This window comes from Algoriphagus winogradskyi, from assembly GCF_900182815.1.
GTDB lineage: Bacteria > Bacteroidota > Bacteroidia > Cytophagales > Cyclobacteriaceae > Algoriphagus > Algoriphagus winogradskyi.
This window is the reverse complement of sequence record NZ_FXUA01000003.1, coordinates 280711-296977: the sequence shown is the minus strand read 5'-3', so window position 1 is coordinate 296977 and position 16267 is coordinate 280711. Positions and strand designations below refer to the sequence as shown.

Annotated in this window: 6 protein-coding genes; all 6 read left to right on the top strand. The window is 40.1% G+C overall.

The annotated features are described in order from the left end of the window. The first annotated feature begins 198 nt into the window (after positions 1 to 198). Positions 199 to 4404, top strand: a complete 4206-nt coding sequence (locus QOL76_RS09750; RefSeq protein WP_283412769.1) for a hybrid sensor histidine kinase/response regulator transcription factor — start codon at positions 199 to 201, stop codon at positions 4402 to 4404. A 731-nt stretch (positions 4405 to 5135) separates the two neighbouring features. Further along, positions 5136 to 8219 carry a SusC/RagA family TonB-linked outer membrane protein gene (locus QOL76_RS09745; RefSeq protein ID WP_283412768.1) on the top strand — a complete coding sequence of 1028 codons (3084 nt, stop codon included), beginning with the start codon at positions 5136 to 5138 and terminating at the stop codon, positions 8217 to 8219. A 127-nt stretch (positions 8220 to 8346) separates the two neighbouring features. Then, on the top strand, positions 8347 to 9837 hold the full coding sequence (locus QOL76_RS09740; RefSeq protein WP_283412767.1) for a RagB/SusD family nutrient uptake outer membrane protein: 1491 nt from the start codon (positions 8347 to 8349) through the stop codon (positions 9835 to 9837). A 109-nt stretch (positions 9838 to 9946) separates the two neighbouring features. Next, complete coding sequence (locus QOL76_RS09735) at positions 9947 to 10636, top strand: fasciclin domain-containing protein (protein WP_111316803.1); 690 nt, start codon at positions 9947 to 9949, stop codon at positions 10634 to 10636. Between the two features lie 209 nt (positions 10637 to 10845). Beyond that, positions 10846 to 14370: a sulfatase-like hydrolase/transferase gene (locus QOL76_RS09730; protein ID WP_283412766.1), complete on the top strand. Its 3525-nt coding sequence runs from the start codon at positions 10846 to 10848 to the stop codon at positions 14368 to 14370. Between the two features lie 99 nt (positions 14371 to 14469). Beyond that, positions 14470 to 16236 carry a sulfatase family protein gene (locus QOL76_RS09725; protein ID WP_283412765.1) on the top strand — a complete coding sequence of 589 codons (1767 nt, stop codon included), beginning with the start codon at positions 14470 to 14472 and terminating at the stop codon, positions 16234 to 16236. Positions 16237 to 16267: the final 31 nt, after the last annotated feature.

The following is a 16267-nucleotide window of genomic DNA, read 5'->3' as shown; positions in this document are numbered from 1 at the left end:
TGGTTTTTTTAGTTACTTGACCAAGTCCTATTAAGTGCAAATCTTCTCCCTTACAGGAATGAGAATTAGACAAGCGTACTATTCCAACATTTAGCCAATTTGGTGCAATAGGAATATGAAAATTCTCTATTATTAAGTACGTATTCCATTCCTGACTTTGGAAAAGTCTATTAACAACCCAAACATGACTCAGACTATATGCTATTTGAAAATGCAAGGAAAATAGGATTTTCAAGTACTTCCGTTTTACATCCTGGCTCTACAGTCAAGTGGTGGAGAACGTTAGCATTCTTCCTGTTTTCCTTTTTTATTTCCAGCAGTTGCCTGTATTCTCAGGGTCAAGATTCATTCAATTTTTTCACTCATTTACCTACCTCTGATGGTTTTTCTTTAAATCCAGTCAATAGTATAGCTCAGGATGAACTAGGAATGATATGGCTGGGAACCCGCAATGGTCTGATGAGATACGATGGCCATAATTTGGAGGTAGTTCGGCGCGAGTCGGGAGATGTGAGTGAGTTAAGAATTAATGATATTTTTTCTATTAGTCTAGACAGTGGCGGCGTGTGGATGGCTACTAAACGAGGACTGAGTTTTTTTGACCCTAGACAAGAGAAATCTACTGATTTCCCATTTGAAACAAATCAGAGGCTATCTGTATCTTCTTCATTTGTTTATGATGTAATGAGCCCTGGTTCTTCGGAAGTTTGGGTAGCTACTCGTGAAGGTCTCAATGTTTTAAATATAGAACAGGGCGAAATAGAAATTTACAAGCATGAGATAAACGATGAGAAATCGCTAAGCTCAGATATTACCACCAATATTTTCCAAAGCAGAAAGGGAGAAATCTGGGTAGGTACAGAAAATGGCCTTAATAAATCCAACAGGGAAAAAAGCGATCAGTTATCTTTTAAATCGTATTTCCCTGAAAATTCCAACGAACAGACTCAAGGCAAGTTTGAAGTCACCTGCATCAAGGAAGATCTAATAGGTAATCTCTGGATAGGTACCAAGGATGGGCTGTTTTATTTTAGGACAAATGAAGAAAAGTTTGAGAGATATGGTAGCCAGCCAGGGGAAGAAAAACTGACTAATCAACTTATTAGCGCGATCACATTAGATCATCAAAACAGGCTCTGGGTAGGCACTTATGATGGGGTAAATGTTCTGGATAATAACCATAAGCTTTTAGCGAAGATTAGACATGATTCCCGAAACCCAAATAGCTTGAATGGGAAAGATGTAAAAGCTTTGTTTACAGACCGGGATGGAGGAGTTTGGATCTCCACCTACTTTGGCGGGATTAATTACTGGAGTGACAAGCAGTTAAATTTTGAGAAAATCCAAGAGCATTTTGGAACGCAGCTTGGCTACAATGTGGTGAGTTCTTTTATGGAGGACAAGTATTCCAATATCTATATAGGTACTGAAGGGGCTGGTATCAATGTGATCCAATCAGGCGATGGACAGTTTAAGAATATAGACAAGCTTTCTGAAGGTAATTACATTGGTTCTGTTAAGGATTTGCTTTACGAAAACACTCACCAAGTGTGGATTGCGACCTTTAATAGGGGACTGATACGCTATAATCTTAAGAATGGAAACTTTGAAGAATACCGATATGATCCTTCATTGGAAACTAGTAAGAGCATTCCAACCAACCAATTGCTAGAGTTGGAAAAAGCCAGCGACGGCAAAATCTGGATAGGTACTTTGAACAGAGGACTGATGCTCTTTGATCCTCAGACTAGGGATTTTAGACTCTTTACAGCTAGCCTAAACAAGCCTGAAATCTCCAATAATAATGTCAGAGCAATAACCGAAACCACCTCGGGTGACTTATATGTGGGTACTGGCAGAGGAGTTACTTTCCTATCCGCAGATTCATACCAGCAAGGAGTTTTTGATTTTCAGATTTTAAAAATGGAAGACGGTCAGCAGAGTAACTTGTATGTCCACGATATTTTGGAAAGCAGCTCTGAACATAAAATATGGGTAGCAGCGAATGATTTTGGGTTGTTTTATATAAAAGATGATCTACTTTTCCCTGTCTCTATTCCAAAGATTACCAGTGTTTTTGCGATAAGCGAGGATAGGGAAGGAAAGCTTTGGCTAAGTTCAGAAGAAGGGGTAGTGCTTTATGATCCTACCACCGGAAATCACAGGTTGTTTGATAGAAAAGATGGCGTGCAGCCGAATGAATTTAATAGGCGCGCTAAGTTGTTTTCCAGTTCAGGTAGGATGTTATTTGGAGGGGCCTCAGGGGTTACCTCATTCTACCCAAGCAAGCTGCAAGTGGAGAGTGCTTCAGCTCCCAAAGTGGTTCTTACCCAGTTTTATATCTCTGACCGACAGATTAAAGTAGGGGATGATACTAACATACTCGATAATTCTATAGAATATTCAAAAGAGATCACATTGGACTATGATCAGAATATTTTTACCATTCATTTTTCCATGCCTAATTATGTCAACTCTGATAAAAATACTTACCTCTATCGGCTAAAAGGCTTGGAAGATGAGTGGGTTAGAACTACTAATTCATTTGTGTCATATACCATCCAAAGAGGTGGGGATTATGTCTTTGAAGTGAAGGGGGTAAATAAGGATGGGATAGAAAGTAAGGAGATTGCCAGCCTAGACATTACTATGAAAAGTGCTCCTTGGTTCACTTGGTGGGCTTATCTGCTTTACTCTGTGATTGTATTGTCAGGCTTGATGGTCTTTATATTTTTCTTCAGATCAAGATTGAGATTGCAGCATCAGCTTGAAATGGAGACCAGAGAGTATGAATATCAAAAGGAGTTGAATCAACAAAAATTGCAGTTTTTCACCAATATTTCCCATGAATTCAGAACTCCTCTAACGTTGATCTCTGCTCCTTTGGATAAATTGATAGCTGAATACAAAGGTCCTAGTGCCGTTTTTAGACAGCTTCAGGTAATCAAGAAAAATACGGATCATCTATTTAAGCTGATTAATGAGCTGATGGATTTCCGAAAGTTGGAAAACAAGCAGATGAAGCTTCAGGCCGCTGAAGGAAATATTGTCAAGTTTGCAAAGGAGATTTTTTTATCATTTTCCCAACAGGCTAAACTATACGAACTCGATTATCAATTCGTCACTTCGGATGAGGAGATCAATGTCTATTTTGATCGGGATAAACTGGAAAAGGTCCTGTATAATCTCATTTCAAATGCGTTTAAATATACTCCCGTAGGAGGCAAGATTGAGGTAAGGGTCCAACATGCTGGGAATAAAGTAAAGGTTCATGTGCAGGATTCGGGTATGGGTATACCTGCCGAACATTTGGATAAAATATTTGATAGATTTTATGAAGTTCCTACCAAAGGGAATAAGAGTAAGTTCAAGAAAGGTTCTGGGATTGGTTTGGCCATAGCCAAAAATGTGATGGAGCTTCACAAGGGCCAACTGATGGTCAGCAGTGAAGAGGGAAAAGGAAGTGACTTTGTGATGGAATTGCATGTCGGTAGAGAAAATTTATCCGATGATGAAGTGATAGAATCATTCTTTAGCAGCGAGGAAATTTCCAATTATATCATGCCTGAGTCGGAAGACGAAGCTGGAGTATTGATGGAAAATGAAGAAAGAAATACTGAACTTGAAGATGCTCCCAAAATCCTTATCGTCGAGGATAATCAGGAGATTGGAGCATTTATTCAAAGTGTGTTATCCAAAACTTATCGAACTGTGCTGATAGAAAATGGTGCGCTAGGGTATCAGGAGGCTATTTCTTCTCAGCCCGATTTGATTATCAGTGATGTGATGATGCCAGTGATGGATGGGATAGAATTCTGCGGAAAGGTAAAATCCGACCTTCGTACCAGTCATATACCCTTTATTCTGTTGACTGCCAGAACTTCCTTGGTGTATAAATATGATGGGCTGGAATCGGGAGCTGACGAATTTCTCAGCAAACCTTTTGATTTTAGGGAACTCTTGTTGAAATGTAGAAATATTCTCAATACACATGAGAAGCTCAGAAAGAAAATCGGGGAGACCGGAGAGTTTATTTCATCAGAAGTCAGTGTCAATTCCAGAGATGAGGAAATGATGAAAAATGCTATACAGCTTATTAAAGATAATATCGCAAATGAGTTTTTTGATATACAATATTTGACAGAGGAGCTAGGGATAAGTAGGTCATTACTTTTTACAAAATTCAAGGCTTGGACCAATCAGACACCAAAGGATTTTATATTAACCGTCAAAATGAAAAAGGCCGCTTCACTTATTGAGCAACATAAAACTAATATATCCGAAGTGGGTTATATTGTAGGCTTTAAAGATCCTAATTATTTTTCCAAAGCATTTAAGAAGCACTTTGGGTTAAGTCCAAAATCCTACTCGGAGCGATTTAAAGAAGAGCTGGGGTTAGATTGATTTTTTATTTAGCCTAATAGATTATGGTTACTATATAGTGTTTTGCTTTTTGAGGCATTATACTACTTGTTTCTAAGTCTTATAGTTTAGGATTTTTTTAGTAGATATTTCTAATTAGAGCTTTTCTAATTTTTTGGGGAATAGTCAATCTACTCTCGCGCTTTCCGCAAGTCGTATTGCTTATTTGACTTTTGGGTATTCACTCCTCCAAGACATAAAATAGTAGCATCACCATAGCTTTCTTCCTTTTATGATGTGCCCTGTATTTGGTTCTGAGGGCATATTTGGAAGGGTATGTACAAAATCACCCTTTTTTTGGATTTTACTTTTTATAAAAAAATGAAGTTTAGAGTGTTCTAATCGGGCAATTGTGCGGAGTATTTTACCTGATTCCTGAACGCAAAATTTGCAACTGTATAAAAGCTAGTAGTGACAAATCAACCGGAAAGCGAAAAGAAGTAGAATTCATGCTTGAGGTTTCAATATAATAAGGATAGAGTTGCTAAAGTGATACCTTTTAAAGATCTGATCAGGAATAATTGCAAGTCAATAGTTGATCTTTAATTTATGGTTTAACCTGATTAATGCTATGTGACAAATTGAACATTTAATTATTATATGAATGAATAAAATAAACCTTAAATAACCTTTACCCAATATTTTATCCCTTAAAAGGATAGCTACACCAGATGTAGTAAACTAATCATGAATGATAATTAAATGGAATTAAAATGATTCATAAAATTTTACAAAAAATACTATTATTGTCCTGCGCTATGTTCTTTTGCGTCACACTTGTAGTGGCTCAAGGGACTGTTATTACTGGAACAGTAATTTCTGAAGAAGACAACCTGGGATTACCCGGAGTGACTGTACTTGTCAAAGGTAGTACAACTGGTACCGCCACAGATATAGATGGGAAGTATCAAATTAAAGCTTCTCCGGATGATGTACTGATTTTCTCTTTTATAGGGTATGATCAGCAAGAGATTAATGTGGGGAATCAAACCCAGATCAATGTGACCTTAGGAGTTGACATGACTCAGTTGAGCGAGGTTGTGGTAATGGGCTATGGAGAGCAAAACAGAAGAGATTTGACTGGTTCGGTGGTTTCTGTAAAATCAGAAGAACTGGCACAAACCACTCCAGTTGGCGTTCTTGACGGCATGAAGGGCCGAATGGCTGGTGTGTCCATTACTTCGAATGGCGGACCCGGTGAGCCATCCGATATCAAAATTAGAGGAACGTCCACGTTGAATGGTGGTACAGGACCATTGTATGTTGTCGATGGGCAGCAGCTTGATAATATCGAAAACCTGAACCCAAATGACATTGCCTCTATTGAGGTACTTAAAGATGGAGCTTCAGCAGCGATCTACGGTTCCAAGTCAGCCAATGGTGTCATCCTAGTCACCACAAAAAAGGGAGCTAGTGGTGAGACAAAGATTGATGCGAGTCATGTGCGTAGCTATAGCTCTTTGGCAACCAAAATACCCGTTTCAAATACACGTCAGGCACGAATCTATGAACTGGCAAGAGTAGGGAACAACGCCATAAACCCAGGTCCTCCTGCAGATTCGCTTTCAGCGATGTTCAATCAGGATTTTGATTATCAGGAATTGATTACTAGAGTGGGAGTTCGTGACCAGGTAGGCCTTGCTCTGAGTGGTGGTAAAGATGATGCTAATTTTTATTGGAATACAGGCTTTTTGAATCAAGACGGGATTGTTGATAACTCAGGATTTCAGCGGGTTAATACCACCTTAAATGTTAATTTCAATGTAGCGAAAAGGCTAAAAATAGGGACGCGGGTCAATGCATCTTATTTGGAGAGAAACGGACTGAATGAAGGATCTATTTTTGGTCAGCTTTCTACCCACTTCCCATATCTGCCTACTCAAGATTCTGATGGGACATATGTGCCTCAAACGTCAAGTCAACAAAACGTCGTTGCAGAAACTATTTTCACGGTAAGGAGAAGTAGAGATTACGTAGGGCAAATCTTTTCCTATGGAGAAATTGATATCATTCCTTCTCTAAAATTTAAGTCCACACTAGGAGTGAATTTGGAGTTGAGCAGGAATAATGATTTTGATCCTACCGTAGTTCAACCATTAGGTAGCCCACCTGCCGGTTCAGAGATCACTAATCTAAATTATAGCCTTCAACAAGAAAATTACCTGAGCTACAAAAAGAGCTTTGGAGATCATAATTTAACTGCTGTTGCTGGGGTTCAATTTCAGCAGTGGCAGTATGAGTACTCACGGTTCCGCTCAGTTAATTTCAACAATGATATTGTAAGGACTTTCAACAACGTGGCAGAATTAGATGCTTCAAATACCCGAACTACGGCTACTAGTCATGCTTTGGTTTCTCAGTTTGGAAGGGTGACTTACGATTATAAAGGCAAATACCTATTTGGCGGAACGATCCGGAGGGATGGTTCTTCCCGATTTGGTTCTGCGAATCAATATGGCGTATTTCCCGGAGTATCTGTAGGTTGGAGAATGAGTGATGAGTCCTTTTGGGATCCAATTTCCTCAGTAGTTTCTGAATTTAAGCTGAGAGCAGGTATTTCTCAAAATGGGAATGAGAGAATCGGGAATTTTGATAGCCGCACACTTTATTCTCCAGGCTTCCTTTATAATGGATTGAATGGGATAGCTATCACCCAACTAGGTAATGAAAATCTCTCATGGGAAACCACACAGCAGTCCTATGTAGGAGCAGACTTCGGTTTCCTGGATGGTAGAATCAATGCGAGTTTTGATTATTATGAAAAACTGACTTCAGATCTACTTTATCCTACACCGCTTCCTGAGGAAACTGGCTTTAATAGCATCAGCAATAACATCGGTCAGATCAAGAATAGCGGGATAGAATTTACCATTAGTGGCGATGTATTGAAAACATCCTCCTTACAATGGTTCTCCAGTTTCAACATTGCAACTAATGTGAATGAAGTAGTAGAGCTGGCTGAAGAGAACGGTCAAATCATCAGAGGTGACTTTATTATCAGAGAAGGAGGATCCATCGGAGACATGTGGGGCTACACCGCATTGGGTGTTTTTCCTTACAACGAGTCAAATGCATTTGACGACAATGGCAATCAGTTGACCCCGATTTTCGATGAGCAGGGAGGTTTTTTAAACTATCAGCAAAACGGTCAGACTTATACTGGTAATGTCAATCAGTTGAAAGTTCAAAACAGAGTACTCTTAGGAGGAGATGTGATGTGGAAAGATTGGAACGGTGATTTCAATATTGATCCAAATGCGGATAGAACGGTTATCGGGAATGGTTTGCCGAAGTTGTTTGGTGGGTTTTATAATGAATTCATTTTCAAGGGAATTAAGCTATCAATGATGATTGATTACAATTTCGGTAATGACATTTATAGAAGTTATGATGAATCCAGAAATCAGCGTCTGGTTCGTACAGTTGTACCAGGTCCAGACAGAGTAGAGGAAGCGTGGTATCAGCCTGGGGATATAGCTAAATATCCAAGTTTGAATGCAAGTGGAAGTTCAAGAAACAGCTTAGGACCAAATACTTTTTGGGTGAGCCAAGCGGATTTTATAAAGCTGAGATCCTTGAGATTGGATTACTCACTTCCAGCCTCTGTCTTGGACAATGTAAGCTTTTTGTCAAATGTCTCCTTCTATGCGTCGGGAAACAACCTACTTACTTGGACGAATTATGAGGGATACAACGCCGAATTGGGGTCAAGAGGTAATGCACTTCAGCCTGGTTTGGATAATCTAAGATACCCTCTTTACCGAGAGTATATCCTGGGTGTAAACATCAAATTTTAAGCGTCTTAGTTTTAAAAATAAGGAACAGTTTTATTATGAAATCGAGCATTACTGAAAAGCCACTGACTGGCATAATTATCAAGACTGCGAGATTCCATATGGCCTTTACAAGAAAAATAATAATCATATGAATAGTATAAATAAAACAAACTTAGGACTGCTTTTGGCAATTTCTATGGTGGTCTTACCCGGTTGCGATAGTATGCTGGAGGAGAATCCTCAAAGTGAAATTTCTGATGCCCAGTTTTGGCAGACGGAAGCTGATGCTCAGTCTGGTGTCGCGGGTATTTATGATGCTATGCAAGAAGCGTATTCTCGTAAGTATTTTGTTTGGGGTGAATTAAGATCAGATAATTTCTCCGCATCTCCGGCTGGAGAAAATCCTGAAGCACTTCAGCTTACAACCAATAATCTTAACGATCAAAGCCGAAATTACGGGGGATGGGGAGACATGTATAATGTGCTTTTGAGAGCTAACCTAGCGATCAATAACATTCCTAATATTTCTGGTGATGTCAATGGGCTTTTAGGGCAGGCACATGCTTTAAGGGCTTTCGTTTACTTCGACCTTGTACGGACCTTTGGTGATGTGCCCTTATATCTGGACGTGATCACAGGAGTGAGTGACGATATCTATCGGCCAAAAACGTCAGGAGATGAGATCATGAATAGTTTGATTATCCCTGACATGCTAAAGGCGGAGGAGCTAATCCTTAATCCTCATGAAAAATCAAGATTTTCACTATCAAGTGTATACAGTTTGCAGGCTGAAGTATACATGCATTTAAAGGAATATGCGCTAGCTAAAGAAGCGCTGGATAAGTTGGATGATTTAAAACAATTTACCCTAGTGAACACGGCCGAAGACTTTCACGCCCTTTTTCGCAATGAACCGGATAGATCTGGTATCCCGACTAACCAAATGGAAACAGGACCAGAATTGATATTCTCAATCGTCTTGAATATTGAGGAAGATCAAGGGGCAGGTGGTATCTATAGTTTATTTTGGCCTGGTGTTCCCGCATATTTTATTTCAGAGCATCTTGAAAATAAGTGGATCGAAACATTTCCTACAGATTCTATTTCCTGGCATTCCAAATATCCAGACTATACTCCCAAAACTGTAGATGAAAATACTGGACAGACGATTTACGGTGACTATCATAGATATGTACAACTGATCGAGTCTGTTAAAGATATCGGTGAGCGAAGATATGGGAAGTACAATCTGACAAACTACTCTGGAAATGAAGATGATACAGATGTGGTTGTGTATAGATATGCAGGGATGCTTCTACTCAAAGCCGAAGCTGAACTTCAATTAGGTAATCTGGAAGAAGCAGCAAATCTGGTCAATAGAGTGAGGCAAGCAAGGGATCTTCCAGGTATTCAGCTGGCAGACTATACAACTAGTGAAGAAATGCTGAATGTAGTCTTGGATGAGCGTCAGTTCGAGTTGTTGGCTGAAGGGAAAAGATGGTGGGACCTTATTCGTAATGATAAAGCGGTCGAAGTAATGGCACCAATCAATGGGCAAGGTGCTGATAGATTATTGTTTCCGATCTGGTTTCAGCATTTGGTAGATAACCCAAATTTAACTCAGACTACTGGTTATTAATTTAAATGAACTTATAGATGAAATCGAGCATGACTCAAACGTCACACACTGACATTATTATTGGCCATGTAAGATTCCATATGACCTCTAAAAAAATAATTATAATCATATGAAAGTATATATAAATAAGGCAAGTAAACTATTGATTGCAGCTGTTGTCGCTTTTGCCACATTCAGTTGTGATCTGGAATTGCAAAAGGAATGGGAGTACGTGCCGGAGCCTTTTGGAAATAAGCCTACAGGAATGTCAGCTCTAGAATGGCTGGAGATGATAAATAGCGATCCTACCTACCAGGATGCCAACGGACTTCCAGAATTTAATTACTTGCTAGAAGCAATTGCTCGAACAGGATTAGAAGATTTGTATTTAGGGCAGGACACTACCACAACTTATCTCTTATTAAGAAACAGTGCTTGGAATGGAAATAATCAGCTGATACAGAACATGGCAGGTAATAGAGATTATCCGCTTGACTCGATCAGCAATGAGAGGCTTGAGCATGTTCTGAGATACCACATTATTGATGAGTATTTGTCTCAACCTGCCATACCTAAAAACGATTTCTTCTTGTACTACCAGACCTTAGTACCGGGTGATTCGGGCTCGATAGAGATTAATAAGCGATTGTTTGATCAATCTATCCGTATCAATACCAGCATTGCTAGGATAGGTTCTCCATCCACACCTTCCAATATGCCGAGCACATCTAGAGGTACGGTGGTGAATCTTCATAATTTCATTTTTACCAATGGAATTGGGCATCAGCTGAACAGTTACGTGAGGTATCAACCGTTCTAATTTTAAAATAAACAAGGAAGAAGTAAGTCTACTAATGCTTGCTTCTTTCTGTTTTCTACAAACTGATCCGAAATAATCACTGAAGATTTAAAGCTATTTAGAATACACTAGGGTACAGGATAGTAGTTTAATTCTTAAAATCTAATTTGAATTTCCATTTCAAAAGTGGATCAAAATTTCCCTACATCAATTAAAATTCACCCAAATTAATGAACAAGTTTATAGCAGTAGTTTGCTTTTTATATATTCCCTTCAATGCAACAAAACTTCTCGCTCAGGAGTCAAAATCACCTTCGGATAAACCAAATATTATTTTCATTCTAACTGATGATCAGCGCTTTGATGCATTAGGATATGCGGGAAATAAATTTGTCCAGACACCGGAAATGGATAAGCTTGCCGAAACGGGAGTCTATTTCGAAACTGCCATAGTCACTACGCCCATCTGCGCGGCAAGTAGAGCCAGTTTGTTCACCGGGCTTTACGAGCGATCACATAATTTCAATTTCCAGACAGGTAACATCCGGTCAGAATACATGGAAAACTCCTATCCAACAGTTCTAAAAAACCATGGATATTATACGGCGTTTTATGGCAAGTATGGCGTGCGATACGATGATCTGGACAAACAATTCGATGAGTATGAGTCCTATGACCGTAACAATCAATATCCTGACAAAAGAGGGTATTTCTACAAAACCATCGATGGAGACACAGTTCACCTGACCCGATATACCGGGCAGCAGGCACTGGATTTTATCGATAAGGCTCCTTCAGATCAACCTTTTAGTTTATCATTGAGCTTCAGTGCTCCTCATGCACACGATGGTGCTCCTGATCAGTATTTTTGGCAATCCACCACAGATCAATTGCTTCAGAATACCACTATTCCAGGTCCTGTACTCGGAGAGGATAAGTATTTTCAAGCACAACCGCAGTTTGTACGCGACGGGTTTAACCGCCTGAGATGGACATGGAGGTATGATACGGAAGAAAAGTATCAGCATAGCCTGAAAGGATATTATAGAATGATATCGGGTATTGACCTGGAGATCGCCAAGATTCGTCAGAAACTAGCCGAAAAGGGACTAGACAAGAACACAGTAATTATCGTAATGGGTGATAATGGCTACTTTCTAGGTGAGCGTCAACTTGCAGGAAAATGGCTGATGTATGATAATTCCATTCGTGTTCCTTTGATTATTTATGATCCGCGTGTAGGTAAACATCAAGATGTAAAAGACATGGTGCTCAATATTGATGTGCCAGCAACTATTGCTGATTTGGCGGGTGTTGAAGCTCCAGAAAGTTGGCATGGAAAGAGTTTGATGCCGATCGTGACCGGACAAGATCAGGAAATCGGTAGAGACACGGTATTGATAGAGCATATTTGGGAATTTGATGAAATACCGCCAAGTGAAGGAGTGCGCACCGAGGAATGGAAATATTTCCGCTATGTCAATGACAAAAAGGTGGAAGAACTTTATTACCTAAAAGATGATCCACAGGAGGTTAATAACCTTATCAATGATCCAAAGTATAAGGACATTGCTAGAAACCTTCGAGCCAAAACGGATGAGCTGATCACTAAATTCAGTAATAAATACAGAGCTGCGCCATCTAATCTGACCGTTGAGCTCATTAGAGATCCTCAAAATGCTGTGAAGATTTTGGATACCAAACCTGAATTTGGCTGGCAGATATCGGAATTTTCCAAAACTCAGTCTGCCTACCAAATCCTAGTCAGTTCCAGTGAAGAGCTGATTAATTTGAATTCAGGCGATGTATGGAATAGCGCTCAGGTCAGATCCAGCAGTTCTTCCAATGTAGAATACAAGGGAGAGACTTTGGAAGTAGGGAAAAGCTACTATTGGAAAGTGAGGATATGGGATGAGGAAAATCGAGTGGTGGATTATTCAAAGGCTCAGAAATTCACCGTGGGTGAAAGTGAGGATAAGATGATTTCTACTGCCAATATTCAGGATGTAAGTAGAATTAAACCTCGGGTTTTTGAGAAAAAAGGAGGCGCTTATTTCATGGATTTTGGTAAAGCTGCATTTGCTACTATTGAGTTCAATTATAAAACGGATAAGGCGGAGACTCTGATTTTTAGAATAGGAGAAATGGCTGATGGCCAAGCTGTCAACAGAACTCCTCCCGCAAAGAGCCACATTCGCTATCAGGAAATCGCAGTAGAGGTAAAACCAGGTCAAACAACCTATCAATTGCCTATACAAAAGGACGAAAGAAATACGCTTCCGGGAGTAGCGCTGCCTTTACCTGAAGGAACTCCTGTTTTGATGCCTTTTAGATATGCTGAGGTAGAAGGAGCAAGCGGGAATTTAGTAGGTGATGACTTTATCCAACTTGCTTACCATACCTATTTTGATGATAAAGCAAGTGCTTTTGAGAGTTCTGATGCTATTTTAAATCAAGTTTGGGAGCTGTGTAAATACACCATCAAAGCGACCACTTTCAATGGGCTTTACGTGGATGGGGATCGGGAGAGAATTCCTTATGAATCAGACGCGTACTTAAATCAGCTGAGTCATTATACCACGGATGCTGAATATGCCATGGCCAGAAGGACAATAGAGTATTTTATGGAGCATCCCACCTGGCCTACAGAGTGGCAGCAACACGTGGCACTGATGTTCTATGCGGACTATATGTACACGGGTAATACGGAATTGATCGAGAAATACTATGAGCCATTGAAGTATAAAACACTTTATGAGTTGGCAAATGAGGATGGACTGATCACTTCTACCAAGGTAGATCATGATTACATGTTGAAGCTGGGTTTTAAGGAGGATTATAAAAAGCCACTTACGGATATTGTGGATTGGCCACCGGCAAAGTTTAATGGAGCGGTTACTATGGGAGAGCAGGACAACTTTGTTTTCAAGCCCTATAATACCGTGATCAATGCCTTCTACTATGAAAACATGAGAATCATGGCTGAATTTGCCAAGGTCATGGGTAAACCCCAAGAAGCTTTGGAATTTGAATACCGGGCTGCCAAGGTGAAGAAATCGCTCAATGAGCAAATGTTTGATTCTGAGCGTGGAGTTTATGTAGATGGAATCGATACAGATCATGCTTCCTTGCACGCCAACATGATGCCCCTGGCTTTTGGGCTGGTGCCAGAGGAGCATAAGGAGTCAGTCGTGGAATTTATCAAATCCCGTGGAATGGCCTGTAGTGTTTATGGTTCCCAATACCTAATGGATGGGCTTTACCGGGCAGGGGAGCAGGATTATGCTTTATCCTTATTGGTGGACACCAGCGATAGAAGTTGGTACAATATGATAAAACTGGGATCAACGATTACTCTGGAAGCCTGGGATAACAAATACAAAAATAACCTGGATTGGAATCATCCTTGGGGAGCTGTTCCGGCCAATGTAATCCCGAGAGGTTTATGGGGAATACAGCCTAAAACCCCTGGATTTGGTATTGCACAGATTCAGCCTCAAATGAGCACGCTCAAATCCAGTTCTATCGAGGTTCCAACTGTTTTGGGTTCGATCAAGGCGAACTATGTCTTCAACAATGCAAGGCTACAGACCTATGAGATAGAAATACCGGCAAATATGGTGGTTGAATTTTCTTTAACTGAAATGGACGGAAAGGATGTAATCCATAATGGGCAGAAAGTAGCCACAGCGTTTGGTACGATAAGGCTAGAACCTGGTAAACATACTATTCTGTTGAAAGTCAATTCTTTCTGATTAGTGGTAAGAGTGTATTAATCTTAATAGTTAGTTTATTGTTCTTGTCATTTTACAGAAAAAATTAAGCTTTCAAAAACCATTACATCAATAAGCCCTGTGAAAAATTATCTTATCAATTACCTTAAATACTACGCAGTCAAAAATCATATTTTGGTTTTGCTTGCCATGCTGTTTGCATACGGATGTACCAGTAAAGGATCCGCTCTCGAAGCAAATGAATCTGAATATTTTCTCCCTGAACGCCCCAATATTTTATGGTTGGTGACCGAAGATATGGGAGCTTATATCCCGGCTTTTGGAGATTCAAGTGCCATTACGCCAAATTTGAATCGTCTAGCTAGAGAGGGAGTCATTTACACCAATTTGTACTCCACTTCAGGAGTCTGCGCACCTAGTAGAGCCGCAATAGCCACTGGAATGTATCCTTCTAGTATAGGAGCCAATCATATGAGAACTGATTCTTATACCGAAGTGACTGGACTTCCAAAATATGAAGCTGTTCCAGGGCCCGAAGTGAAGATGGTCAGTGAGCTGCTTCGAGAGAAAGGATATTACACCAGTAATAATTACAAAGAAGACTATCAGTTTAAAGCACCTGTCACAGCCTGGGACGAAAATGGGCCTTATGCACATTGGAGAAATAGAGCTGAAGACCAGCCGTTTTACTCAATTTTTAACTTTACCACTACACACGAGTCGGGTCTTTTCGAACCTTATGGTTTCCGAAATATAGAAATGAGACATTACCACTCAGGTGATACCACTTACAAATGGGAACCGGGTAATATGACTGAAACGGAAACGCCTGTTCATGTTTCCAAAGACCAAGAATTTGCGGTTCCTCCCTACCTCCCAAATACTCCCATAGTGCAACGGGATATGTGGAAGCTCTACAATAATATTTCTGAAATGGATAGGCAGTTGGGAGCAATACTGGCACAATTGGAAGAAGATGGATTGCTGGAAAATACCATTATCGTGTTCTATGGAGATCACGGTGGGCCACTGCCCCGGGAGAAACGTTTGATTTACGATTCAGGGCTAAATACACCCATGATCATCCGATATCCTAATTCTTGGAGAGCTGGATCTAAAGATGATCAGCTGATTAGTTTTGTGGATTTTGCGCCGACACTCCTTTCATTGATTGGTGAAAAACCACTGGATTACATGCAAGGACAGGCATTTTTGGGTGATTTCCAGGCTCAAGAAAAGCGTGAATACATACATGGTGCTGCTGATCGCTTTGACGAAGTCACGGATGCCATCCGAGCAGTCCGTGATAAGCAGTTTAAATACATCAGAAACTATCGCCCGAACCAAGGGTATTACTTGCCTTTGACTTATAGGGAGCAAATCCCAACGATGCAGGAGCTTTTACGGATGAATGAATCCGGAGAACTGAATGCAAGTCAAGCCCAATGGTTTCGAAAGTCCAAGCTGAAGGAAGAATTATATGATTGTGAAGCAGATCCTTACGAGCTGAATAATCTTGCAGAAGATCCTAACTATCAAGAAAAACTCAAGGAATTGAGCAATGAGCTGGATCGCTGGCTCACGGATATTGATGACAGACCTAATTTACCTGAGCAGGAATTAATAAAAAGACTTTGGTCAGGCGCAGGTAGCAAGCCCACCACAGCTGATCCCAAGATTAAGATCACTAATGGGAAAATTGAAATTCAATCTGCTACTGAAGGAGCTTCTATAGGATATAAGTTGATCAATTCCGACGGAAAACAATCACCAACTTGGAGTATATACCAAGAGCCTATAGATGTAGAAGAGGTAGAAAGCATCTGGGTAAAAGCCCATAGAATAGGATACAATCCCAGCCAGGTTATCAAACAAAATTTAAACTAGGCATTCTGATCAAACCTCAATTAGCCTAATT

Bases quoted from the DNA above. Each gene is read 5' to 3' on its own strand.
- QOL76_RS09745 (WP_283412768.1), top strand. From the start codon at position 5,136: ATGATTCATAAAATTTTACAAAAAATACTATTATTGTCCTGCGCTATG.
- QOL76_RS09735 (WP_111316803.1), top strand. From the start codon at position 9,947: ATGAAAGTATATATAAATAAGGCAAGTAAACTATTGATTGCAGCTGTT.
- QOL76_RS09750 (WP_283412769.1), top strand. From the start codon at position 199: ATGCTATTTGAAAATGCAAGGAAAATAGGATTTTCAAGTACTTCCGTT.
- QOL76_RS09730 (WP_283412766.1), top strand. From the start codon at position 10,846: ATGAACAAGTTTATAGCAGTAGTTTGCTTTTTATATATTCCCTTCAAT.
- QOL76_RS09740 (WP_283412767.1), top strand. From the start codon at position 8,347: ATGAATAGTATAAATAAAACAAACTTAGGACTGCTTTTGGCAATTTCT.